At 53.8% G+C, this 22,575-nt stretch carries 22 protein-coding genes and 1 pseudogene; 17 read left to right on the plus strand and 6 right to left on the minus strand.

The genetic code is table 11. The annotated features are described in order from the left end of the window. Positions 1 to 14: 14 nt before the first annotated feature. The gene (locus ACIGDJ_RS09145) at positions 15 to 386 is read left to right on the plus strand and encodes a hypothetical protein (RefSeq protein WP_045061253.1); all 372 of its coding nucleotides are present in this window, start codon (positions 15 to 17) and stop codon (positions 384 to 386) included. 2 nt (positions 387 to 388) lie between these two features. Then, positions 389 to 589, plus strand: a complete 201-nt coding sequence (locus tag ACIGDJ_RS09150; RefSeq protein WP_019816980.1) for a DUF1289 domain-containing protein — start codon at positions 389 to 391, stop codon at positions 587 to 589. A 20-nt stretch (positions 590 to 609) separates the two neighbouring features. On the opposite strand, the gene ACIGDJ_RS09155 is transcribed toward ACIGDJ_RS09150, so the two are convergent. The 3 genes from ACIGDJ_RS09155 to ACIGDJ_RS09165 form a co-directional block, all read right to left on the minus strand. Further along, positions 610 to 2,967 (minus strand): heavy metal translocating P-type ATPase, encoded by a 2,358-nt coding sequence (locus ACIGDJ_RS09155; protein WP_024014913.1) that lies wholly within the window; start codon positions 2,965 to 2,967, stop codon positions 610 to 612. Between the two features lie 180 nt (positions 2,968 to 3,147). After that, entirely contained in the window at positions 3,148 to 3,681 is a 534-nt protein-coding gene (locus tag ACIGDJ_RS09160) for a plastocyanin/azurin family copper-binding protein (RefSeq protein ID WP_019816982.1), read from the minus strand. A 157-nt stretch (positions 3,682 to 3,838) separates the two neighbouring features. Beyond that, positions 3,839 to 4,192 carry a co-regulatory protein PtrA N-terminal domain-containing protein gene (locus ACIGDJ_RS09165; RefSeq protein ID WP_024014911.1) on the minus strand — a complete coding sequence of 118 codons (354 nt, stop codon included), beginning with the start codon at positions 4,190 to 4,192 and terminating at the stop codon, positions 3,839 to 3,841. 204 nt (positions 4,193 to 4,396) lie between these two features. Here ACIGDJ_RS09165 and ACIGDJ_RS09170 point away from each other — a divergent pair, with 204 nt between their 5' ends. The 5 genes and pseudogenes from ACIGDJ_RS09170 to ACIGDJ_RS09190 form a co-directional block, all read left to right on the plus strand. Further along, complete coding sequence (locus ACIGDJ_RS09170) at positions 4,397 to 5,083, plus strand: heavy metal response regulator transcription factor (protein ID WP_019816984.1); 687 nt, start codon at positions 4,397 to 4,399, stop codon at positions 5,081 to 5,083. Further along, on the plus strand, positions 5,083 to 6,471 hold the full coding sequence (locus ACIGDJ_RS09175) for a heavy metal sensor histidine kinase (protein WP_397478708.1): 1,389 nt from the start codon (positions 5,083 to 5,085) through the stop codon (positions 6,469 to 6,471). Before ACIGDJ_RS09170 ends, ACIGDJ_RS09175 begins: the two co-directional genes overlap by 1 nt. A gap of 359 nt (positions 6,472 to 6,830) precedes the next feature. Then, positions 6,831 to 7,214, plus strand: coding sequence for a copper homeostasis periplasmic binding protein CopC (gene copC, locus ACIGDJ_RS09180; RefSeq protein ID WP_024014909.1), 384 nt, complete (start codon positions 6,831 to 6,833; stop codon positions 7,212 to 7,214). Positions 7,215 to 7,217: 3 nt separating this feature from the next. After that, complete coding sequence (gene copD / locus ACIGDJ_RS09185; protein WP_019816987.1) at positions 7,218 to 8,156, plus strand: copper homeostasis membrane protein CopD; 939 nt, start codon at positions 7,218 to 7,220, stop codon at positions 8,154 to 8,156. 73 nt (positions 8,157 to 8,229) lie between these two features. After that, positions 8,230 to 8,453, plus strand: a pseudogene (locus ACIGDJ_RS09190) (hypothetical protein); the annotation flags it as partial. A 290-nt stretch (positions 8,454 to 8,743) separates the two neighbouring features. Here ACIGDJ_RS09190 and ACIGDJ_RS09195 read toward each other — a convergent pair. Continuing rightward, positions 8,744 to 9,151 (minus strand): helix-turn-helix domain-containing protein, encoded by a 408-nt coding sequence (locus ACIGDJ_RS09195; protein WP_019816989.1) that lies wholly within the window; start codon positions 9,149 to 9,151, stop codon positions 8,744 to 8,746. A gap of 913 nt (positions 9,152 to 10,064) precedes the next feature. On the opposite strand from ACIGDJ_RS09195, the gene ACIGDJ_RS09200 reads away from it, so the two are divergent. From ACIGDJ_RS09200 to ACIGDJ_RS09210, 3 genes are all read left to right on the plus strand, one after another. Next, a complete protein-coding gene (locus tag ACIGDJ_RS09200) occupies positions 10,065 to 12,137 on the plus strand; it encodes a heavy metal translocating P-type ATPase (protein ID WP_232392676.1) in 2,073 nt (690 codons plus the stop codon). A gap of 130 nt (positions 12,138 to 12,267) precedes the next feature. Further along, positions 12,268 to 12,771: a signal peptidase II gene (lspA, locus tag ACIGDJ_RS09205; protein ID WP_019816991.1), complete on the plus strand. Its 504-nt coding sequence runs from the start codon at positions 12,268 to 12,270 to the stop codon at positions 12,769 to 12,771. A gap of 143 nt (positions 12,772 to 12,914) precedes the next feature. Beyond that, complete coding sequence (locus ACIGDJ_RS09210; protein ID WP_225568928.1) at positions 12,915 to 13,508, plus strand: helix-turn-helix transcriptional regulator; 594 nt, start codon at positions 12,915 to 12,917, stop codon at positions 13,506 to 13,508. A 56-nt stretch (positions 13,509 to 13,564) separates the two neighbouring features. Here ACIGDJ_RS09210 and ACIGDJ_RS09215 read toward each other — a convergent pair whose 3' ends face one another. Continuing rightward, positions 13,565 to 14,458: a cation transporter gene (locus ACIGDJ_RS09215; RefSeq protein ID WP_032872266.1), complete on the minus strand. Its 894-nt coding sequence runs from the start codon at positions 14,456 to 14,458 to the stop codon at positions 13,565 to 13,567. A gap of 158 nt (positions 14,459 to 14,616) precedes the next feature. On the opposite strand from ACIGDJ_RS09215, the gene ACIGDJ_RS09220 reads away from it, so the two are divergent. The 5 genes from ACIGDJ_RS09220 to ACIGDJ_RS09240 all read left to right on the plus strand — a co-directional run bounded on the left by ACIGDJ_RS09220 (position 14,617) and on the right by ACIGDJ_RS09240 (position 20,510). Then, positions 14,617 to 15,489, plus strand: coding sequence for a sterol desaturase family protein (locus tag ACIGDJ_RS09220; protein WP_019816994.1), 873 nt, complete (start codon positions 14,617 to 14,619; stop codon positions 15,487 to 15,489). 356 nt (positions 15,490 to 15,845) lie between these two features. Continuing rightward, positions 15,846 to 17,012, plus strand: a complete 1,167-nt coding sequence (locus tag ACIGDJ_RS09225) for an SAVED domain-containing protein (RefSeq protein ID WP_019816995.1) — start codon at positions 15,846 to 15,848, stop codon at positions 17,010 to 17,012. Next, positions 17,013 to 18,263 (plus strand): nucleotidyltransferase, encoded by a 1,251-nt coding sequence (locus ACIGDJ_RS09230; protein WP_019816996.1) that lies wholly within the window; start codon positions 17,013 to 17,015, stop codon positions 18,261 to 18,263. Further along, complete coding sequence (locus ACIGDJ_RS09235; RefSeq protein WP_397478707.1) at positions 18,247 to 20,031, plus strand: HesA/MoeB/ThiF family protein; 1,785 nt, start codon at positions 18,247 to 18,249, stop codon at positions 20,029 to 20,031. Before ACIGDJ_RS09230 ends, ACIGDJ_RS09235 begins: the two co-directional genes overlap by 17 nt. After that, complete coding sequence (locus ACIGDJ_RS09240; RefSeq protein ID WP_019816998.1) at positions 20,028 to 20,510, plus strand: Mov34/MPN/PAD-1 family protein; 483 nt, start codon at positions 20,028 to 20,030, stop codon at positions 20,508 to 20,510. Before ACIGDJ_RS09235 ends, ACIGDJ_RS09240 begins: the two co-directional genes overlap by 4 nt. A gap of 28 nt (positions 20,511 to 20,538) precedes the next feature. Here ACIGDJ_RS09240 and ACIGDJ_RS09245 read toward each other — a convergent pair whose 3' ends face one another. Then, positions 20,539 to 21,087, minus strand: coding sequence for a 3'-5' exonuclease (locus tag ACIGDJ_RS09245; RefSeq protein WP_054916991.1), 549 nt, complete (start codon positions 21,085 to 21,087; stop codon positions 20,539 to 20,541). A 127-nt stretch (positions 21,088 to 21,214) separates the two neighbouring features. Here ACIGDJ_RS09245 and ACIGDJ_RS09250 point away from each other — a divergent pair, with 127 nt between their 5' ends. After that, complete coding sequence (locus ACIGDJ_RS09250) at positions 21,215 to 21,853, plus strand: antitoxin Xre/MbcA/ParS toxin-binding domain-containing protein (protein WP_082060922.1); 639 nt, start codon at positions 21,215 to 21,217, stop codon at positions 21,851 to 21,853. A 287-nt stretch (positions 21,854 to 22,140) separates the two neighbouring features. Beyond that, complete coding sequence (locus ACIGDJ_RS09255; RefSeq protein WP_054916990.1) at positions 22,141 to 22,482, plus strand: hypothetical protein; 342 nt, start codon at positions 22,141 to 22,143, stop codon at positions 22,480 to 22,482. Positions 22,483 to 22,575: the final 93 nt, after the last annotated feature.

Here is a 22,575-nt window from a genome sequence, read left to right on the forward strand (position 1 = left end):
TATAGGACACACCGATGCCGCCCGGTAAACGTGAACTGGCTCGGATCGAGCGCCAGTTGATCGTCACGCTCACCGACGCGTGCGAAACAGCAAAGGACGAGATAAAGGGGTTTATTTGGCTCACTCACACCGCTGACCTAAGTGCGTTGGCTGAAACCCTGAAGGTCATCTGGGTGTTCGAAACCCTGGCTGACAGGAAGCGGGCCGAGATTGACGCGAAGGCCCGCATCTTTGAGTTGACGGCGATCGCCTTGAAAGAGGCCAATCTTGACCTGCCTGTTTCAGACCGCAATGTCCGCTTTGACTCGGAGCAAGAGTGCCAACGCACGCACATAGGCGACTGGAAACGTCGCGTGGCTCAACTACATAAAGCTAAGGGGGACTGACCATGGCAAAAGAAATCGAGAATCCTTGTATCTCGGTTTGCCAACTCAGTGGTGATCTGTGTGTGAGCTGCGGGCGGAATAAGGAAGACATCAGAAAGTGGAAGCGCATGAAGCGGCCCGAAAAAATGGCCGCTGTGCAAAGGGCGAATGCGCGCTTAAAGGGATTGAAGAAAGCACATGGATCGCCATTCCCCCCGAGTTAAAACCGCTGCAATTTTGAAGGTCAGTCAACTCGGGTATTCCTCAGCCTCAATGCATTGAAAACTACCGACGCGGAACTGACGCTCATGGCTATGGCAGCGATCATTGGCGACAGGAGGTGCCCCGTCAATGGATAGAGCAAACCAGCGGCAAGAGGTATACCCATTGAGTTGTAGAGAAAAGCAAAGCCCAAATTCTGGCGCATGTTTTTAACTGTGGCGACCGAAAGAGCTCGTGCTCGTAAGATCCCCATCAGGTCACCTTTGACCAGCGTGAGTTGCGCGCTATTCATCGCCACGTCAGTCCCCGTTCCCATGGCTATCCCCACATCTGCTCGCGCCAGGGCCGGAGCATCGTTGATACCGTCACCTGCCATGGCCACTTTTCGCCCGTGTTGCTGTAGGTCTGCCACCAGACGTTCCTTGTCTTGGGGTTTGACTTCACCGTGGACCTCTTCAATCCCCATCTCCCTGGCGACAGCCCGAGCGGTAGTAAGCCCGTCCCCAGTAGCCATGATGATTTTCACGTTGTGAGCCTTAAGCTTGGTGACGGCCTCTTTTGAGGTTGGCTTGATCGGATCTGATACGGCCAACAAACCTGCCAATGCGCCGTCGACGGCGAGGTAGATAATACTGATGCCGTCAAGTCGCAACACCTCAGCGCGCTCTTGTAGGGAGTTGGTGCTCACGCCTGCGGCTTCCATCAACGCTGTGTTCCCCAGCTGGAGCTTCTTGCCATCGACAACGCCACTGACGCCGATACCCGAATCCGACTCAAAGGATTCGGGCTTGGTGAGCTTTATGTTCTCGGCTCGGGCGTGATCGACGATCGCATGTGCTAAAGGATGCTCGCTGCCCTGATCAAGGCTGGCAGCCAGGTGAAGGACGTCGTCGGGATTGAAGGTGGGAGTGGCCTCCACGCTGTGAAACACGGGCCGTCCCTCTGTCAGGGTGCCTGTCTTGTCGACAATCAGCGTGTCGATTCTGCAAAGGCTTTCAATTGCACTGGCATCTCTGAACAAAACACCCATGCTGGCTGCTTTACCTGTCGACACCATGATCGACATAGGCGTAGCAAGTCCCAACGCACAGGGACAAGCGATGATCAGCACGGCGACAGCGTTGATTAGACCAAACACCCAACTGGGCTCAGGGCCGAAAAGCCCCCAACCGATAAATGTCATTATCGCAATCGCGATAACACCCATCACGAAGTAGCCGGCAATCGAGTCGGCCATTCGTTGCATCGGCGCCTTGGAACGCTGAGCTCTCGCGACCATCTGTACGATCTGGGACAGCATGGTTTCGGCACCGACCTTCTGGGCCTCCATCACCAGGCTCCCATGCGTATTCAGCGTGGCGCCGATCAGGCTATCTCCAGCTTTCTTCATTACCGGGACTGGCTCGCCAGTGAGCATCGACTCATCCACCGCACTTTCACCCTCAAGTACCGAACCATCAACTGGCACCTTTTCACCCGGTCTGACCCGTAAGTGGTCTCCCAGGTGCACATGTGTGAGAGGAATGTCTTCCTCCTGGCCATCGGCATTGATCCGGCGTGCAGTTTTGGGCGAAAGGCCGAGAAGAGACTTAATGGCGGCGGAAGTTTGTGATCGGGCTTTGAGCTCAAGGATCTGGCCAAGCAACGTGAGCGAGATGATGACCGCTGCCGCTTCGAAGTAAACGCCGATACGTCCATCTTGCATGAAATTGGAGGGAAAACTTTGGGGGAAGAGCGTTGCTATGACGCTGTACAGATAAGCTGCGGCGGTGCCCAACCCAATCAGAGTCCACATGTTGGGACTGCGATTTTTAACCGAGGCCAGTCCCCTTACAAAAAAAGGCCATCCTGCCCATAAGGTCACGGGTGTCGCCAGAGCGAACTCGATCCAGTTTTGAGCCGAACCATGAAGAAGTTGTAACGAGTGACCCGCCATCGCGAGCACGGTTACGACCACGGTTAAGGGCAGCGACCACCAGAAGCGGCGATTGAAATCCCGGAGTTCAGGATTTTCTTCTTCATCAAGCGCCGGCATGACAGGCTCTAGTGCCATGCCACATTTAGGACAGTTACCGGGGCCGGTCTGCCGTATTTCAGGATGCATCGGGCACGTAAATTCAGTGCCCGTTTGTACCGCAGACTCCGGCGTTGTGCTGCCTGACTCGTTGCGCACCACGTGGCCACTGTAGCGCTCAGGGTCCGCTCGAAACTTCTCCTGACATTTCAGGCTACAGAACCGATACGTCTGTCCTTGGTAAGTCTCAGCAAATTTACTCGACGAAGTGACTGCCATTCCACACACCGGGTCATGTAGATCAGCATCATCCCGGGAAGCAGCATGGGTGTGATTATGGTCGTGATGGCCAGAGGTGGTAGGCATGTCTATTCCCCTTGTAAGGTGCTACTAGAAATGAGCATATTCAGTACAACGCTGATTTGCGGCTCCACAGTGGTGCGGTGATGTTTCCGCACGGACCCCGGCTGAGAAGCGTTGCTATGTTACTTGCGACTTAGCGTAGCCAACTCTTGCGTCGGGCCGGCAGAAACAGCCGACTCCGGTTTATTTCAGATCAAATTCGCCGACCATTCCCGATTGGTAATGCCCCGGCACGTTGCAGGCAAACTGAAGCCCTGCACTGTCGTTGAAGGTCCAGATCAGCTCTTGGGTTGAGCCAGGCTCAATCAGGACACTGTTAGGGTCGTCATGCTCCATTGCGACCATCTTCATTCCGCCCATGCCGTGGCTCATGCCGCTCATCTTCCCGGTACCGGTAGGGCTTAATGTTCCGTTCTTGAACATGCTTGCCATTTCTTTCTGGTGTGCTGCATGAGCAGCGGCTTTGCCGATGTTGAACTCATGCAGCAGCGAACCCTCGTTGCGAAGGACAAAGCGGATTGTTTCACCAGGTTTTACGTCGATGCTTTTAGGCTTGAAAAAAATGTCGCCCATCTCGACCTCTACAGTGCGGGTAACGTCAGAGGCCACACCAGGCTGGCCTATGTCGTCTTGTCCATGCCCAGCATTAGCCATAGCCGTAGCAGCGAAAAAAAGGGTCATTGCTGCGATGAACGGGGTAGCGAGCGTAGTTTTCATGGTGACCTCAGGAATACGTGGGAACATTGGCTATGCTAATGATGCTCAGCTGCCAGCTAACTGACTTGGGCATTACTTCTTTGTCAGTTTTCTAAATAGATACGGCGTCCAATTGACGCCGCAACAAGATGCTGACAAGTACTTATCCTGGGGGCGTTTATTGATGGTTTTCTGAAAGCATCAATTTGTGCTCGCGCTGCATCTGGCGCAAAACGTCGTCAACAATTTTGTCGTGCTTCTCCATCCAGGCTAGATGCTGTTGGGGTGACATTGAGGCATCTGGGTGATCGTTGTGGAGCTGGCTCATGATGTCGCCAAGCATCTTCATGTGTTCTGCCATGTGGACGTGACGCTCTCCTTCAGGGGCTTGTTCAGCTTTCATCAACGTGGCCTCGGCCTTGTCGCGCAAACCTTCCATACGCTCAATCACACGATCTCCGCCGCTTTCAGCCCACACAGAAGCCGAGACCAGTATCGAGCTTACAAAAAACAGCATTTTCAGGTGGTTCATCGGGGTAGCTCCTCATGAGGGAATCCGACTTCCATACGATTCATCGCTCAGAGGTCGGTCGAGCACCAATGAAGTGCTCATGTCTGAACCCTAGCCAGCACTCGCTGACATCTACCTGAAGCCAAGATTACTTTTCTGTCAGTTGCTGGTTGGCTGCCAGTTTTCGTTGCAGACTCCGCTTAACCTTTATCTGAGAACGACCTCATGAGACTTCTTGTCGCTGAAGACGAACCAAAAATAGGTATCTATTTGCAGCAAGGGCTCAACGAGGCCGGGTTCAATGTCGACCGTTTCACGAATGGAAAAGAGGCGCTTCAGCACGCTTTGAGCGAAGCCTATGATCTGCTGATTCTCGACGTCATGATGCCGGGTTTGGATGGCTGGGAAGTCCTGCAGAAGGTGCGCGCTTCCGGGAAAGACGTCCCGGTGCTTTTTCTCACCGCCAGAGACCGCGTTGAAGACCGAGTGAAGGGACTTGAACTCGGTGCGGATGACTATCTGATCAAACCCTTCGCGTTTTCTGAATTGCTTGCTCGAGTCAGAACGCTGCTGCGTCGCGGTAGCAGCGCACCTTCGCAAACCTTTATGAAACTGGCTGACCTTGAAGTGGACCTGCTCAAGCGTCGAGCCATCCGAGGAGGCAAACGCATAGACCTTACGGCCAAAGAGTTCGCGTTGCTTGAGCTTCTGCTGCGTCGTCGAGGGGAGGTGCTGCCAAAGTCTCTTATCGCCTCCCAGGTTTGGGATATGAACTTCGACAGCGATACCAACGTTATCGAGGTTGCAGTGAGACGGCTCAGGGCCAAGATAGACGACGATTTTGAGGTCAAGTTGATTCATACCTCAAGGGGAATGGGTTACATGCTCGATGCACCAGATTCGGAGTCGTGATGAACCGGATGTCCCTGACGACTCGTATGAGTCTGATGTTTATGCTCGCGGTAACGGCCGTGCTCACGGTCGCCGGAGTCAGTTTCAATAACCTCAGCCGGCATCATTTCAAGATGCTGGATCAGCAGGCATTGTACGAAAAACTCCACTCGACCCAGCGGATCTTGTCCGGGCTGAGCAACATCGATCAATTCAGCGAGGCTAAACCGGAGTTAGAAGCGCTGCTGGGCGCACACCGTGATTTGACTGCGCTTATCATCGATGGCGACGGCAAGGTGCTGTTTGCGGATCCCGGCCCGGTCGACGTTCCGAAGGCGTTTCGAACAACCACAAACACAACCGTCTGGGAATGGCGGGAGCAAGAGCAGATGTTCCGTGGTGTGACTGCGCAATCCGTAGTGACGGGACAAGAAAGGCCATTAACTGTCATGTTGATTTTTGACGTTACGCAGCATATGTCCTTTTTCGAGACGCTCGAACGATGGTTTTGGATAGGGTTGGTGATCAGCGCATTGGTCAGTGCTGCACTCGGCTGGATGGTAGCTAGCAGTGGCATGCGGCCTATCCGCCAGGTCACATGGGTTGCTGCCTCCATGTCAGCAAAATCACTCAAGGAGCGTATTCCCCTGGCACCCGTTCCGAAAGAGCTTCAACAGATGGTGTTGTCGTTCAACGCCATGTTATCCAGGCTCGACGATGCATTTGTCCGGTTATCCAACTTTTCGGCAGACATTGCCCACGAACTACGGACCCCCGTGAGCAACTTGATGACCCACACTGAAGTGGTGCTTTCGAGAAAAAGAAACATCGAGGACTACGAAGACAATTTGTACTCCAATCTTGATGACTTGAAGCGCATGAGCCGGATGATTGATGACATGCTTTTTCTGGCGAAATCTGACAATGGTCTAATTACGCACGAGAGCAAGCCAATAGACCTGGTGGCTGTCGTGGAAAAATTGCTTGAGTACTACCGCCTGTTGGCTGATGAACGAGGGATCGAGCTCAAGGTTTCAGGACGGGGGAGCGTGCGAGGTGATGTTCTTATGCTCCACCGAGCGATTTCCAATCTGCTCTCAAATGCGCTGCGCTACACCTATGAAGGGACGTCAATCAGTGTCGATATTCAGCACAAGGATGCGTCGGTAACGGTTGTCGTGGAAAACTATGGTGAGCCCATTGCCCCCGAACACCTTGAAAAGCTGTTTGATCGTTTTTATCGCGTGGACCCAGCGCGGCGAGAAGGAAGTCCGAGCAACGCAGGGCTAGGTCTGTCAATTACCCGATCAATTGTCGAAGCGCACAATGGCAAGATCTGGTGTACGTCAGGCGACGGGAAAACGGCTTTTCATCTTGAGTTTCCGGCCGTCGATTCCACGGTTAGCTGAGCGACAAAACATTGGGACCAACGACGTCTTGGCGTTCTGCGTTTGCTACGCCTCTGCGGATTTTTCAAAGTGATTGAGCTCCCCTGTCCTGCGGTACGCCGTGTCTTTTCCAGGTCTTGCTACGCTCAACGATTAGATGCCAAACATCGGATCAAGCTGACTGAAATGTAATCGAACAGTTTGTGATCGTGTGGCATCGTGTTCTCGCACTGTGACGTTAGGGCTAGCGAGTTTCTCCTGTTCAACCTGGCGAAGAGGACGGGGGCTCCAAGTTAATCAACAGTGGTTTTTAAAGAAATTAAAAACTAGTTCCTCCCAAAAAACCTCGAATCAACAGCGCTTGCTGTGAGGAGTCTTGCATGTCATTCCTTAAAACTACGTCCGTGGCTGTTGCAATCACTGCTGGTTTGCTTCTGAGTGCAGTGGCCCAGGCACATCCAAAACTACTTTCTTCCACTCCGGCAGAAGGCTCGGATGCGGCGGCTCCGTCGAAAATCGAACTGCATTTTTCTGAGAATCTCACCACTCAGTTCTCCGGTGCAAAGCTGATCATGACCGACATGCCAGGCATGCCTAACTCACCCATGGGTGTAAAGGCCGCCGTCGCTGCTGGTGGTGATCCGAAAACCATGGTGATTACGCCGGCTGCACCGCTGACCACCGGCACCTACAAAGTTGAATGGCGTGCAGTGTCTTCGGACACCCACCCGATCACCGGCAACTTTTCATTCAAAGTGAAATAATCCATGAGCGACTCATTAAATATCGTGGTTCGCTTTGCTCTCTATTTTGACCTGATGTTGTTATTTGGACTGGCCATATTTGGCTTGTACAGCCTCAGGGGAAAGGAAAGGGTATCGGGCACGGTCTTGAACTTTGAGTCGCTTCTCTACGGTACTTCTGTTGCAGGTGTAGTTCTGTCCCTTGCTGCGATGTTGTTGCTTGCAAAAGCAATGAGCGGTGTATCGGAGCTTATGGAGCTACATCACCACATTTTTGAAATGGTCATCATGGGCACCGACGTTGGGCTGACCTGGATGGTTCGGATAGCCGCCTTGGTGGGGGCAATTCTGGGCGTCGCGTTGAATAAACGATATCCGACACCCAGCCTCTGGATCGTCACCGTCTGTGGAGCAATCGCGTTGGCCACGCTAGCCTGGACGGGGCATGGTGCCATGGACGAAGGCAGCCGCCGCTACTGGCATTTTCTCAGCGACATTTTCCATTTATTAGCGGCAGGTGGCTGGTTGGGTGCTCTAGCGGCCTTCGCTCTACTGCTACGGTTGAAATCGCTGAAGGGTGAGGAGGAAGCACGTATTCTTGCCCGCGTGCTGACTGGCTTTGAGTCGGCCGGCGGTGTGATTGTTGCGATCATAAGCGTTACGGGAGTAGTAAATTACCTTTTCATCGTCGGTCCCAACCTTGATGAGGTCATGCTCAGTACCTATGGCCAGTTGCTGTTTTTGAAGATCCTGCTCTTTGCCGGGATGATCGTTTTAGCGACGCTGAACCGCTTTCACTTAAGCCCGCTATTGGAGCGCTCGGTTCGCAATGGTCAATACTCTGTAGCGGTCAATGCCTTGCGCCGCAGCATGAAATTCGAATTCCTGATGGCAATCCTCATCATCTGTCTTGTCGCATGGTTAGGCACGCTAAGTCCTGAAATGGAAATGAGCGCGCAATAGAGGTTTCTGGCAGCTAACCCAGAAGCCTGGAGCGTGATTGTTAGCACCATTTCTACTGGCTACACTTCAGCCCATGACACGCTGTCTACGGCTTTGCCTGATTTTCCTGATTAGCCTGGCGCTTCCCCTCAGCGGGATGGCGGGTGTTCAAGCGCCGGAGAGCCATGTCCAATGAAACCCTTGGATGGCGGATGACAACATGGGCCAACGCTGCCGCCGTGACATGAAGTCCCCCGAACTCGGTGAACCCCGTAAGCCGAGCAAGGGTGCAAAACAGGCGGTAAGCTGCACATTTCAAAGCGGCAATGAATTTACCCTGTCGCACGGTTAAGCACTTTGCGTCAGAAATTTAATAAGCACGGAGGTGTCGGTGGTTCAATAATGATAACTGAGCACGGTTAACTTAGAGCTATTACCATCGATTTTCCCACATGTCGCCGCATGCGGTTTTAATGGGATGGCAAATTTGCGAACCACAGGACAATCCTAAGGCACGCATCCTGAAATAAACCAAGATAGCGGACTTTATTGCACAATGACGATTCTCACCTCGTACAATCTCTACGCACATGGAGTCTTTTGCCGCGTTAACTACGATTCGACAATGATTCAATGATGCGACATTGCTCTATAACACCACCGTGGCAGCAAACACTCAGTCGTGTCAGTTCGGCTTCTAAACCTCGTAAGTCCTGAATACGGATTCGAACTTGTTGGAGTTGCCCTTGCACTTTCGCATCCACAGCGGCGCAGGAAGCGTCGCGTCGGTCAGCCAGGCCGAGTAGATCGCGAATGTCATCGACGCTGAACCCAAGCGCGCGGCTGCGACGGATAAACAGCAGCCGGTTGCGCTCTTCATCTGTGTAAAAGCGATAACCCGACGGTGATCTTCCAGCAGAAGGCAGCAGCCCTGACTGCTCGTAATAGCGGATGGTTACGGCTTTGGTATCGGTCAGCTTCGCCAAGGCACCGATCGTGTACGTGGGCGCATTCATTTCTCTTGACCCTATAGTTGCTGGAATCCTCATTCTACTCGCGTCAGGCAACAAGCAAATCCTTGCTCACCGTTCTACCGATCGCCAGGCCTCTGATCGATGAAAACCCTCCCCGCCGATCTCTTCAACTCGAGTTTGGACGCTTTGCTCTGCACATGGCTGCTTACCTTCGTAGCAGAGCTTCTGTGCTGCTCGTCGGCCGCCGCATAGGGCAAGTGCCCTGTGTGCTTTGCTGTGAGGACGGGATGCCGCCTGATATTAGCGTCACGAAATAGGACGCCGTTGATGCCAACACCGTAGGCGCGAGGGGAAGCAGCATTTCCTATCTACTACCGGCCACTTACTCACTGTGATCACGTTGAACATGAATGGTCGCTGGTGGATGCCTTAAGGCATCGAAGAATCTCTTGACCTTATAGTGGCTATAAGGTGTTCACTCTCGCCATGAAAAGCGGAGAGCGTTCTCATGAAAAACTGTTGCGGTGACGAGCAAGCACCAAAAAAGCCAGCGGGCGTGGACGTTTTTGACCCTGTCGCATCCGGGAGCTGCTGTGCGACTTCCGCAACATCGGGTGAAGACGAAACCGATCGAGATCGAACTACCAGTTGCTGTTCTTCTAAGACCTCGGACGTGAATCCTGCGCTTTCAACAACCAAAAGTGCGGATGGCTGCTCTGCTGGAGGCAACGGCGGAAAGACAAGCTGCTCCACTTCATCTCCGACATCTTCTCAATATCCACCTACCGAACCGAACGAGCCCACCACCTCGGTTGTTACCGATGCATGTTGCTCTGCATCTGGAACGGATGGCCCAAGCGCGTGCGCATCCAAAGTGTCATCAGCCGTTGTCAACGACACGGCTCGCTTGAGTCGTTTCCGGATTGGGCAAATGTGCTGTCCTACCGAGCAGGCGATGATTGAGGGCAAGCTTGCAAAGATGCCTGGAATTCAGAAATTGGAATTCAACATGATGAACCGTACTCTAGGTGTCTGGCACGAATTGCCACATACCCTGGGAATCGAAGCGGCCGTGTCATCGCTTGGTATGCAGGCGGAACCGTTGAATGGCGCGGTCGACGTACCAGGCGCGGATAAGCAGCAAAGCCAGTTTGAAGCTGAATCACTGCGCAAAAGCACCTGGTGGCCGTTAGCGCTGTCTGGTATTGCTGCGGTAGGCGCGGAAATTTTGCATTTCACCCAGGCAGCCCCCGAATGGGTGATTGCTGCTGTAGCTTTAATCTCGGTAGCACTCTGCGGGCCCGCGACTTACAAGAAAGGTTGGATCTCTCTCAAAAATTTCAATCTCAACATAAACGCGTTGATGAGCATTGCGGTGACGGGAGCGGTCCTGATTGGGCAGTGGCCAGAAGCGGCGATGGTCATGTTTTTATTTACTGTTGCCGAATTGGTTGAGGCCAAGTCGTTGGATCGTGCACGCAATGCGATCAAAGGACTGATGGACTTGACCCCAAATCATGCAACGGTGCGCCAGGCAGACGGCAGTTGGCTGGACGTAGATGTCAAAACCGTCCAGATCAGCTCCTTGGTTCGAGTTCGCCCCGGCGAGCGCATTGGTCTGGATGGCAACGTGATCTCCGGCAACTCTACCGTAAACCAAGCCCCTATCACCGGGGAAAGCTTGCCCATCGAGAAAGCTGTCGGTGACCCTGTTTATGCCGGCTCGATCAATGAGTCCGGTTCCTTCGAGTACCGCGTGACGGCTGAGGCCAGCAATACGACACTGGCCCGGATTATTCATGCTGTGGAGGAAGCCCAAGGTTCACGCGCCCCGATCCAGCGGGTCGTCGATAAGTTCGCCAAGGTTTATACGCCATCGGTGTTTTTCTTCGCCCTTGCCGTTGCGATATTCCCGCCCCTGTTTATGGCCGGATTATGGGCTGACTGGATTTATCGGGCGCTGGTGCTTCTGGTAGTCGCTTGCCCTTGCGCACTGGTGATTTCGACCCCGGTGACCATTGTAAGCGGCCTCGCGGCAGCGGCGCGAAAAGGCATTTTAATCAAGGGCGGGGCGTACCTGGAAAGCGGTCGCAAGATCACCCATCTGGCCTTGGATAAAACTGGGACCATTACCCATGGCAAGCCCGTACAGACCGATTTCCTGCCTCTAGCTGATGGATTATCTAGAGATTATCGCATTGCCGCCGCGAGCCTTGCCCAACGTTCGGATCATCCGGTTTCGCGGGCTATTGCCAAACAAACGGCCCAGCAATCGCTGCGGTTGCTGGAAGTGGATAACTTCGAAGCGCTGCTGGGCCGAGGGGTCCGCGGCGAGATCGAGGGTAAGCGCTACCAGTTGGGTAACCATCGTTTGTTGGAGGAGTTGGGGTTCTGCTCACCTAATACCGAAGCCGCCCTGGGCCACCTTGAGCGGCAAGGGAAAACTGTAGTCATTCTGTCCGATGACAAACGGGCGCTGGCGTTGTTTGCAGTCGCCGATACGGTAAAAGCCACCAGCCGAGCCGCAATCGAGGAGCTTCACGCGTTAGGTGTGAAGACTGTGATGTTGACAGGGGACAACCCACATACCGCGCTGGCAATTGCCGCGCAGGTAAACATTGACGAGGCCAAGGGCAATCTCCTACCGATCGATAAGCTCAAAGCCATCGAAGCCTTGATCGACCATAAAGGCACCGTCGGCATGGTCGGTGACGGAATAAACGATGCCCCTGCGCTTGCTCGGGCTGATGTGGGCTTCGCGATGGGGGCAGCTGGCACCGATACGGCGATCGAGACTGCTGACGTAGCAATCATGGATGATGATTTGCGCAAGATTCCTGCCTTCATTCGTCTCTCCCGCCAGACCGGAGCAGTACTTACGCAAAACATTGCGCTCGCGCTGGGCGTTAAAGCCATCTTCCTAGCCGTTACGCTCACTGGTCACGCTACGATGTGGATGGCGGTATTCGCGGATATGGGGGTAAGCCTGTTGGTAGTACTGAATGGCCTGCGCTTGCTGCGCAAATGATACGGACACGATGCCTGCTTTGCTGTTCCAAGACCTGGATCCCAGTGGGTGATACCGCACGAGCAAGAGTCAGTGCTTTTCAAAAAATACCAGTTTCAGATGTACTGGAACGGTTACTACGGAATAGCCAATGAACGGTTTCCCAATGACAGCTCGTGTACAGCCGCCTACTTTGTGGTGGGGAATTGCAGCGGTCCTGGCGTTGATCGATCAAAGTCTAAAGCTTGGCGTCGAGCACCTTTATGAGCTGGGCTCATCGGTCGCCGTAGGCTCATTTTTCAACATAGTGCATGCACGCAATACCGGCGCCGCGTTCAGCTTCTTGGCTGACGCTGGAGGCTGGCAGCGTTACCTTTTCGTTGTTGTTGCGCTAGCCGTAGCATTGACGCTCGTCGCGATCCTTCAACGGGAACGTCACTGGAGCGAAGCCTTGGGCTATTGTCTCGTTTTGGGTGGGGCTGTTGGCAATCTTATCGACCGTTCTTTGCGAGGCTTTGTCGTGGACTATCTGGATTTTCACTATCAAGGCTGGCACTGGCCCGCGTTTAATCTCGCAGATATATGTATTGTCAGCGGCGCATCGTTTTTATTGGTCATAAGCGTGATTAGCCCCGCGTCGCCAAGCAAACGTTGACGATGGAGCGCCACCTTCCAGTACGTGTCCTAAGGTGGTCTGGTCGCGCATGGCTAACGCCTGGGTTAGCGGTTTTTGCTGGGCATGCTGGTCATCAAGATTGGCATCAGCATCAGGCTCACCAAATAGCTATAGGTATCGACGTGCCTGTAACAGTGGAATGCCTGCCGCGTCAGCACACCGAGTTTGCAGTGTTTATTCCAGCCGGTGTTCGGCATCGAATCAGCGGAGCCCTCATCGTTTCAATCTACTTGGACGTCTTGGCAGAAGAGGGCCAGGTTTTGCCGAAGACCATGACGCCGATTCCGATCAATATCGCCCCGGCTGACGCCGCACTAATTGCTGACTCCTTGAAGGCAGGCGCGGGAGACACTCGGTCCGCAGTGCGAAAAGCCCTACAGATAACCGATGCACCTCCAGTCGCCGATCCTCGCCTGGCAATAGTCAGCACGGCCATTTACCAGGGCATGGTACGACGTGAAGAGTTGGCAGCACTGGTACACCTGTCCCCAACTCGATTCTCGCATTGGTTCGTGGAACAAACCGGTTTGCCGCTGCGTAGCTATGCTAAATGGCTACGACTGACCCAAGCTGTTCGACATCTGGCATCCGGAGAACCTATAACCACCGCTGCGCACGCGTCAGGCTTCTCCGACTCAGCCCACTTTTCCAGAACCTTTCGCTCGCTGTTGGGTATAGATCCCTCATCGGCGCTCGCCGAAGTGAGCTTGCATTAAGCGACTAGGTTAGAGGCTTGCGGCCTTAGCTACAGGCCGCTCGCCGATTGGAATAGTTAAGCTTTTAGAGCCAGGATTCGACGTGCGCCGTTCAAAACGATCAGGCCAACGACCGTACCAATCACCAAGTCTGGGTACGGAGACCCTGTCCAAGCGACCAATGCTCCTGCAGCGATTACGCCAACGTTCGCAATCACATCGTTGGCTGAGAAAATCCAACTCGCTTTCATGTGTGCTCCTCCTTCGCGGTGGCTGTAGATCAGCCACAGGCAAGTGACGTTTGCCACCAGCGCGACGGCGCCTATCCCCATCATCAGCATCGATTCAGGTTCACTGCCATAGAGAAAGCGTCGAGCAACTTCCAAAAGCACACCCAAAGCTAGAATGATCTGAAACATACCTGCCAGGTGTGCTGCACGTACTTGCATTCCCGCGCTGCGGCCGACCGCAAAGAGGGCCAGCCCGTAAACGGCCGCATCAGCAAACATGTCCAGCGAGTCGGCAATCAGCCCCGTCGATTGGGCAATCAGGCCAGCACTCATTTCGGCGAGAAACATTGCACCATTGATGCCGAGCAATATTTTTAATGTGCTGGCTTCCTTTGAAGCGTTTTGCTCTTCATTGGCACTGTTGGCTGATACGGACTCTGGGCTGATGGGCTGCGTATCTAATAGCCTTGCCCCCAAGCCAAGTGACTCCAACTTGGTAGCGATCTGCTCTACGGCCCCTTCGTGAAAAACACTCACCTGTCTACCGGATAGGTCAAAAGAAAGTGAAGCTATTTCCTGCAAGCCATTCAGCGCGAGTCTGATCATCCGTTCTTCGGAAGGACAGTCCATTTTTGGTACTGAAAATTTGCTGATCCATGTCCCTTCATTTAATGGCTTAGCTGCTGCTTCTGGGCCTGCTGAAGCCGGGCCACAGCCACAGGATTTGTCACACGAACTCATGGGGCCGCTCCTCTAAATACACTTGATCCTGTCGATTACAAACCTTCTAGCCGCTATAAGGTCAAGCGAGGATATTCATCATTCGATTGTAGCTCTTTCGTTCAATCCAAACGCCAGCCTGTGACTTATCGTCTTCGCTTCCTAAAAGGAGGTGAGCGATGATCATTATTTTCCGATACGTCATACGTTGGATGAGCTATCCGCTCATATTTGGTGGCACCGCTGCGTTCATGGTTTGGGCGCTTTACACCGGGATTCCGCCATGGCCCACAACACTCCTGATCGCTATTGTGAGCTTGTTCACGATCGCCGCGCTGGAGCAATTCCAACCCTTTCGTCAATCCTGGCTCGAAGATCATCAAGACACCTCGACCGATTTATTGCATATGCTGGTCAACCTTTCTGTCATTCAGTTCACTGCTGAAGTCCTCGCCAAGCTTGGCGATGCGGTGCCGGCATCAGTTCGCCTTTTTCCCAGCGAGAGTCCCCTCTGGTTACAGCTGGTTCTGGTCGCAACCGTCCTCGATTTAAGCCTGTATGTCATGCATCGCATCAGCCATCGGGTGCATTGGCTGTGGCGTATGCACATGATTCATCACAGCGCTGATCGCCTTTATTGGATGAATGGGGAGCGCAGACATCCGCTGCATGCGGCGCTAATGGCCGGACCGGGGCTGGTGGTTCTGCTCGCCTCAGGTGCGCCGTCGGCCGTTATCGCGACTTGGTTCAGCATCTTGACCGTTCATTTAGCCTTCCAGCATTCGAACCTGGACTACTCGTTGGGCTGGTTACGCAACGTGATTGGAGTCGCCGAGACACATCGCTGGCACCATAAGCGAGAGTTCGAAGATGCCCAGGTCAACTTCGGAGAGTTTTTACTTATTTGGGATCACCTATTTGGAACCTTCTATGACGCAGCAAACAAGCTCGGTGATGCGCAGGTAGGGCTAAAAGAGCGAGACTTTCCAACAGGCTATCGTGCGCAGCTAATCGCGCCGTTTAGGCGCAAGCCTCAGAACCATATGATCTGAAGTTGCGTACCACGAAACGCCTATTCGCGCATTTACTGCCATGTGTTGTAGGGTCGTGTAGTGACGAACGTCGTAGGGTATGAGGAAGGTATGTATCGAAATTAGGGAGTTTATGTCTTTCGCATAAATTCCCTAATTTCAATACATACGCTGTGCTCAGCACCCCATTCCCAGCACTTGCCCAAAACGAATGCGGCCATCACTTCGTTTCGCTGAGTCACAAAGTGTCCGGTTCGAAGCCGATCCAGCGCCCATCACCCTCGAATCGCTCTTGAAATCAAAGCAAATGGCCTTAAGATGATCTTATCTTGCCATCATCGTTTTTAATCATGGATGTTTCTCGGGGGTAGGTCGGAATGGCAGAACAAGAAGATGCTAAGCCCGCAAGCGGGCGCTTCAACACAAATGAAGAGACGAAGCGGATCGTATGGACACAGACCGCTGGTCATTGTGAACTGTGCGGTACGGATCTGACGTTCGACTATCGTGCTGGCAAGCCAATGAGATGGGGCGAAGTGGCGCATATTCTGCCCGCCAGTCCCAAAGGCCCTCGGGGACGCGCGGATCATGATGCTGAGGCGCACACTAACGATACCGCTAATCTGATGCTCCTGTGCCCAGGTTGTCATGACAAAATTGATCGTGATGCAGACGGGTATCCTGAAAATGATTTGAGTGGTTTACACCAAGCGTACCTGGAACGCATCCGACTCGCCGCAACGACCCCCGATGGTGGTAGAGCCATTCCTCTCATCGTCCTGAGTCAGCATTTCCAGACGATCAACGACATTCCCGTTCGCGATCTGTTGACTGCGATGTCGGCTGAAGGACTAACGGCCTTCGATCAAGGCATTAAAATCACTTTCCCTGCACCCGGACCGCGAGGTAGGGACGCGACCTATTGGCAGAACATCAAAGACAGTGTCCAGTATGAGTTGGAGCAGCAACTCAAGCGTCGCGGCGGCACCTACGGCGATGCGCCTGCACTAGCTGTAGTGGGCTTGGCCGATATCCCGGCATTGATGATGTTGGGCCAGGGTATCGGCGACCGTTCCAAACGCTTGATCTTCTCCTTCCACCGCGAGCATCGGTTGCGCTGGCCCGATCAGTCCGCTGAGCCGCCCGCTTTTTTGTTTACACCTCCCTCCGACGGCGACGGGCCACTGGCGCTTGTGCTCTCCATTTCTGCGCAAGTCCCGGTTCGCGACGTGACCGACGCTCTGCCCGGTGCACGTATTGCAGAGCTGTCGATCCCAGAACCAAGCTATGCGATGGTACAGAACCGTCGGGTGATTCATGCCTTTCGTGACGCACTTCAAATACGGCTGAGCCAGCTTGAAGCTCTGACTCCTGAACCTATCCACGTCTTCGCCGCTATTCCTGCGGCATTGGCCATCGAGTTTGGTGCGTTGCTCACAACGCAGCATCAACATACGTACCTGATCTTTGATCGGGACAAAGAAAACCAAGATCGGTTTACGCAAACACTGCAATTGGGCTCGATGGCCCAGGAGGCTAGGTAAATGCTGTTGAGCAACGAACAGACCAAGCGCAGCAGTTGGGAATATTTTCTGCTTCGCGCCGCGCGGGAAATCTCGCTGTCGGAAGCGCAGTACCAGAAAATCAATGACCGCTACTCCCAACTGGAAAAAATCCTCTCGGCCTCCGACAACCCGCTCCTCGCTGAGGCCCATATCTTCGTTCAAGGCTCGATGCGGCTGAAAACGACCATCAAGCCAATCCCCGGTGCGCCTGCGGATCTGGACACCATTGATGCGGACGCGATTATCTGGCTCCCTCACGCTCAAGGCGCTAGTGCGAAGGAAGTTCTAGAAGCGATTGAGCAGCGTTTTAGGGAAGGCTCCCGCGTTCAGGAAGAAGTTAAGCAATTACGTCGTGGCATCCGGATTGTTTATGCCGACGAGAATCCAGGCTTCCACATCGATGTCACCCCCGCACGTGCGATCAACGGAAATGGCGAAGCCAACGGCGAGGGTAAACTGGAGGTTCCGGATCGGGTCACAGGGTGGAAAGCAAGCAGCCCTATCCCGTACTCGAATTGGTTACAGGTTGCCTCTGCCCAGGAAATTTCTCTGGAAAGCTTGGTAGTTGCCAAAAGCCAGCGGATGCTCGATGCCGCGACACAAGATCCTTTGCCGCATTATCAGGATTACATCGATCAAGATCCCCTGCGTGCGACCATAAAGCTGCTCAAGCGGCATCGCGATGAATGGGCCATCAACACAAGGAGCGCTGATACTCGCCCCATATCCGCTGTCATAACCACTTTGGCCACTCACGCATACCTGGATGTCGTGAAGGAATCACAGTCGAAGCCTTTGGCTCCGCTCGATGCAATTTTGGAAATCGTTCGTAGAATGCCGCAGCACATCGCGCATAGAGGTAACGATTGCTTTGTCTGCAACCCTGCCGATAACGGCGAAAACTTTGCAGAAAAGTGGAATCGACCAGGCGAGGGGCAAGGCTATCGACAAGCATTTGCCAAGTGGCATGCGGACGCCAGTGCATCCGTATCATTGGGTTTGGAAAGTTTTGAATCCAATGATTCCTTTGCAGAAGCAGTGAAAAAGAATTTCGGTATTGCACCGGCATTCATTTCGGCAGTGAACAATGAGATCCCTGCGAATTGGACCATGCCCGGCCGACCGGATGGCACTACTCGAAACTCTGCTTCGATGGGTTCGCTCTTCGGAGGAGCCAGCGGTGGCGGAACCTCTCAGTCGAGCGTAAAGCCAGTTGGACGCCTTGGCTGATCCTATTACGACGCCATTGCAGCGCGGAATCGCCGCACTGCGAAATACCCTAGGTCAGGATGCTGCCGATGCATTGCTCCAGCCCGCACCCATGCGGGCTGACGAAGCGGCGTCCTTTCACTTTCCCTTGCCCATCGATTACACGGGCCAGGAGCGGCGACTGCGTATTGGTTTTCCCTCCAACTTCCCCCGTGGGCTTTTGCGACTGAACGTCGAACCCTCTCCGTGGCTGGTCTGGCCGCATGCCACCAAGTCGGGGCTTTGCCTTCATGGCTTTCAGGAACGCCCCATTATGGGCTCCCCGGAGGTCGTTGTAGAGGACAGCCTTAATCGCCTAGCCCAGATCGTTTCGTTGTCCAAGATGGGATCAAGCCAGGCAACGCGCGATATCGAATTTCAGAATGAGATCACTACCTACTGGTCTTTCCAGCACGGTCAGTCATTCCAGAACCTCTTACTTTTGGATCGACCCCAGGCCGCCTCGCAATTGTTTGCGCTCAGCGATCCGCGCCGGGCTGTGCCATCCGGACAGGAAACGGTTTGGCTAGCATCGAACGTAGCTGCACTCAAAGGGCATTACCGACGGGTTGTCGGGCGCTCCGCTGTCATTCGCGCGGCCGAAACTCCCGGTTTTTACGTCAAGCTTCAGACCTATCCGGATATCCGCACCCCGGATCCAGAAGATCTAATGCTGTGGCTAACACCACATCTTCAACCAGACGATGCCGAGCAATTGCTGGCATGGTTTGAGCAGCATGGAACGTTGGCAAGTCGATGGATTGTTCTAGAGCTTCCAGGGGGGACGGATTCTCCAACTTATTGCCTCAATGTACGCTCGCTTGGCGTACAGCAGGAGCGGGGGGCAAAGTTTGGCTTGCGTACAGCGCGCCGCAGGCCAGCGATCGCAAATGCACATCCTCCGGCGCTCGTCCGAGCAACTGCCCTGGACGTGCTTGATCGAGCGTCCATTCTGTCCCGCGATAAAAGCGGCAATGCACAGCGCCTTGAAAATGCTCGGGTAGTTTGCGTTGGTGTTGGCTCGCTAGGCAGTGCGGTGGCAATACAGTTGGCACGATCCGGTGTTGGCCACCTTACCCTCATCGATCCTGACACCTTGGTGTCAGCCAATCTGGGAAGGCATGTTCTGGGAGCGGATAGCCTAGGGAGATTGAAAGCGTCAGCGTTGAGGGACAAGATTCTGTTAGATCTCCCGACGACAGAATGCACCGCTTATTCGACATTCGCCGAAGTGGTGATGAGCAGCAAACCAGAAGTGTTCGATAATGCAGATCTGGTGGTGATCACGACAGCAGACTGGCAGTCGGAGGTCACTGTATGGCGAGCCAAATCCAGCGGCGTTCCTTGGGGGGTCTTACAAGCCTGGAGCGAACCGTACACCCAGGTAGGCCATGCGCTATTCGCACCAGCCGGCACCTTTGATGGCCGTCATCTATTCACGGACGTCGGCGATTTCTTGCATAAATTTACAGAGTGGCCGGGAGGGGGTGTGGTTCCATTGCCCGCTTGTGGGGAGAGCTTTATCCCAGGCGGCTCGCTGGGGATGACCAATATCGCCTCTATGGTTTCGCACACGGCCTTACGCGCATTGACCGGCAACATTGCCACTGCATCTTGGGTCAGCAGTATCTACAGGCCTGAAGATGTGCCGAGCCTGGGAGGCCAATACCATGGGCCCGAACTGCCAGAGGGGGCGCAGCAAATTTTACTCGAGCGCGGATGGCCGGAAGATAAGGACGAAACGGTATGACGGATATTGCGTGGCGCTGGCGATGGCCGGAAGTTAATTCCGAGCTATTGGTGTCCCAAGCTGTCGCGGACATCTTGAATAGTCATCGGCAGGGCCTTTTTGGCGTGGAGCGAGGGGGACAGTTATTCGTCAATCCGGTTGATCCCAAAGGGTTGCTGCTGGCCTCGGCCACGTTGCCTCATCGCGCTGATCGGTCAGGCTGGTCTTGGCTAGAATTGGATGCGGAGCGATGCCGTCTGGAGATCCAGGCTGCCAACGAACAAGGGTTACGTCTAGTGGGCTATTGGCATACGCATCCCCAATCCATTCCAGTGATATCTCCGGCAGACATCGGAAGTTTTTCCAAATTTGCTGCACGTTACACGCAGGATCTGCCGCACCCCATAGCCGTTATTGTCGGCAAGTCCGAAAAACCAGAAGGTATCAAGGCTTGGTCATTCAGGGACGGCAGATACATTGAGGCAACCTGGGTCGGATGAGCTTCAAGTCCGTGCGGTGGAAGGCGGATCAGCGGTTACCTTTACCCGCTAACATTAGGGCGAAGAGCTCCGCCTGAAAGCGGGCATCATCCAATGCGTTATGGTTGGGTTCGCTGATTGGCTTCAGCGCAGCGGTCATTTTGGATGATTTTGTTTCCTGCCAATTGCAACCTACAGCGCCCATAAAGTAGGCCTTCATGTCGATAGCTGTGAAACCAAAGGGGTTGGTTTCCAAATATTTGTGGAAGTAGTAATTGACGAATGACCAGTCAAACGGTGCGTTTAGCCCTACGAAAATGACCTTCTGCCCCGTTTGGCAGGACGATTTCAGCCATTCACTAAGTGTCAGCATCGCCTCTCGCGGAGCGAGGCCCTCGTGCTCCAGCTTTTCCAGACTCAGCCCCGATACTGCCAGTGCTTCTGGATCGTGTTTTGGGCTATCAGGTCGCAGTTCAAGATAGATGGACGTTGCAGGTTGGTTTACAAGGCAAGCTCCAATGGAAAGCAGACTGTATTCGCCTGGTATAGGCCCAGACGTCTCGACGTCGACGGAAACGTATAGCTCATCAGCGTTCATGTCATATCCTTTTCGTGTAATTGCCTGATCACGCTACCAGCGTATTGCGCGTTCCTTTGGTCAGCTCTGCGCCCGAGCATAATGATGTGTGTCATTCTCTGATGGCTTTGATGAGGGCCAGGCGATCATGAGTGAAACTGAGCGGTGGGTAGCCAAATGCCAGAATACTGAGGACGGTACTGGCGACATCATCATTGAGCTGCCTCCAGAGTTGCTTGACCAAATGGGGTTAGGTATTGGGGACGATCTGGAGCTAACGGTAGCGAATGGCACAATAATGCTAACGCCCATGCACAACTTAACATCGGTGCTGCCCATGTTTGCTGGCATCCTGCGACAGGATGTCTATCATGCTTACCGCATGCGTCTGGAGGCCCTTCTTGATATCTCTGTCAATGCTTCGTGTCTGGACATTCACCACATGATAGTAGCTGGTTTCCCGGCCTGTCTGGTCCATGTGCTGTGTGATAGTGGGACCCTTAGCAATGAAGAACGCGACAGAATCGTTCAACCAAAAGCGCTCAAAACAAGGTTGGCAGCCAATCAGCTCTTGACGCTGCATGAGAGCGATCGCCTGTTCCGGTTTGCACACATCAGCGCCTTGGCCGAGGTGATCTTCGGTGACAAAGGCAAGGCCAAACAATGGCTTTCCAAGCCCAAAGCCCGTTTTTTGGGTGAAAGCCCATCAGCGATGGTCACTACAACCATTGGCACACATCTAGTCGAAGAAATGCTGATTCAGGTGTCTGAGGGCCTTTCATTCTAGTTCCACCGCAGCCGAGTGGAACCAACCCTAAGTAATTATGCGAGCACAGCACGCATTGCTAAGGCGGCGCGCTCCATTAAAGTCGGGCGCTACAGAATTGAATATTTTTCTCGCCGACCTTCAGATAGCGCGCTGATCCGTGCTGCGTCAAAAGGTAACTGAAAAAATAATGCAGGCTTAATGCTGATGGGCTTACATCGTGCGTTATTAAGCGGCTCGCATGCGCTAGCTGAAAGCCAGCGTTAATTAATTGTTCGCGCCAATTCTGACGGCTACACTCCAACCTCATGAAACGCTACCTGCGGTTTTGTCTTATTTTCTTGATCAGCCTGGCGCTTCCCCTCAGCGGGATGGCGGGGGTGCAGGCACCGACAGAACCGTGCCCGATGAAAGCCACGGGCATGGCGATGATGGACGACATGGGCATGGATTGTTGCAATGACATGAAGAGCCCGACCGAGCATGGGAAACCCTGCAAACCGGGTCAGGAGTGCAAGACGGGCGGGATGCTACAAGTTTCGATCGTCAAGCCGCCCGTGACTCTGCTCAGCCCCGTCGTGCTGGCCTTTTCCAGCGATTCCGTTCCTTTGTCCACCCCATCCGGTGTATGGCGACCGCCCCGCGTCTGATTCCTGTCCGTTATTGAACCTCATCCTGTTTTTAACGGGATGGCATGGCTGTGCGCAGGCCTTTTGAAGCGCTCAGCGGATCATCGCAGGAAT

The sequence above is a fragment of the Pseudomonas sp. NPDC079367 genome, from assembly GCF_044542195.1.
Classification (GTDB): Bacteria; Pseudomonadota; Gammaproteobacteria; order Pseudomonadales; family Pseudomonadaceae; genus Aquipseudomonas.

Excerpts from the sequence above, each read along its gene's own strand:
- ACIGDJ_RS09225 (WP_019816995.1), top strand. The coding sequence starts at position 15,846 with ATGGCAGAACAAGAAGATGCTAAGCCCGCAAGCGGGCGCTTCAACACA.
- ACIGDJ_RS09240 (WP_019816998.1), top strand. The coding sequence starts at position 20,028 with ATGACGGATATTGCGTGGCGCTGGCGATGGCCGGAAGTTAATTCCGAG.
- ACIGDJ_RS09150 (WP_019816980.1), top strand. The coding sequence starts at position 389 with ATGGCAAAAGAAATCGAGAATCCTTGTATCTCGGTTTGCCAACTCAGT.
- ACIGDJ_RS09145 (WP_045061253.1), top strand. The coding sequence starts at position 15 with ATGCCGCCCGGTAAACGTGAACTGGCTCGGATCGAGCGCCAGTTGATC.
- copC (WP_024014909.1), top strand. The coding sequence starts at position 6,831 with ATGTCATTCCTTAAAACTACGTCCGTGGCTGTTGCAATCACTGCTGGT.
- ACIGDJ_RS09175 (WP_397478708.1), top strand. The coding sequence starts at position 5,083 with ATGAACCGGATGTCCCTGACGACTCGTATGAGTCTGATGTTTATGCTC.
- ACIGDJ_RS09170 (WP_019816984.1), top strand. The coding sequence starts at position 4,397 with ATGAGACTTCTTGTCGCTGAAGACGAACCAAAAATAGGTATCTATTTG.
- ACIGDJ_RS09200 (WP_232392676.1), top strand. The coding sequence starts at position 10,065 with ATGATTGAGGGCAAGCTTGCAAAGATGCCTGGAATTCAGAAATTGGAA.
- copD (WP_019816987.1), top strand. The coding sequence starts at position 7,218 with ATGAGCGACTCATTAAATATCGTGGTTCGCTTTGCTCTCTATTTTGAC.
- lspA (WP_019816991.1), top strand. The coding sequence starts at position 12,268 with ATGAACGGTTTCCCAATGACAGCTCGTGTACAGCCGCCTACTTTGTGG.
- ACIGDJ_RS09230 (WP_019816996.1), top strand. The coding sequence starts at position 17,013 with ATGCTGTTGAGCAACGAACAGACCAAGCGCAGCAGTTGGGAATATTTT.
- ACIGDJ_RS09250 (WP_082060922.1), top strand. The coding sequence starts at position 21,215 with ATGAGTGAAACTGAGCGGTGGGTAGCCAAATGCCAGAATACTGAGGAC.
- ACIGDJ_RS09220 (WP_019816994.1), top strand. The coding sequence starts at position 14,617 with ATGATCATTATTTTCCGATACGTCATACGTTGGATGAGCTATCCGCTC.
- ACIGDJ_RS09155 (WP_024014913.1), bottom strand. The coding sequence starts at position 2,967 with ATGCCTACCACCTCTGGCCATCACGACCATAATCACACCCATGCTGCT.
- ACIGDJ_RS09160 (WP_019816982.1), bottom strand. The coding sequence starts at position 3,681 with ATGAAAACTACGCTCGCTACCCCGTTCATCGCAGCAATGACCCTTTTT.
- ACIGDJ_RS09245 (WP_054916991.1), bottom strand. The coding sequence starts at position 21,087 with ATGAACGCTGATGAGCTATACGTTTCCGTCGACGTCGAGACGTCTGGG.
- ACIGDJ_RS09255 (WP_054916990.1), top strand. The coding sequence starts at position 22,141 with ATGAAACGCTACCTGCGGTTTTGTCTTATTTTCTTGATCAGCCTGGCG.
- ACIGDJ_RS09195 (WP_019816989.1), bottom strand. The coding sequence starts at position 9,151 with ATGAATGCGCCCACGTACACGATCGGTGCCTTGGCGAAGCTGACCGAT.
- ACIGDJ_RS09215 (WP_032872266.1), bottom strand. The coding sequence starts at position 14,458 with ATGAGTTCGTGTGACAAATCCTGTGGCTGTGGCCCGGCTTCAGCAGGC.
- ACIGDJ_RS09165 (WP_024014911.1), bottom strand. The coding sequence starts at position 4,192 with ATGAACCACCTGAAAATGCTGTTTTTTGTAAGCTCGATACTGGTCTCG.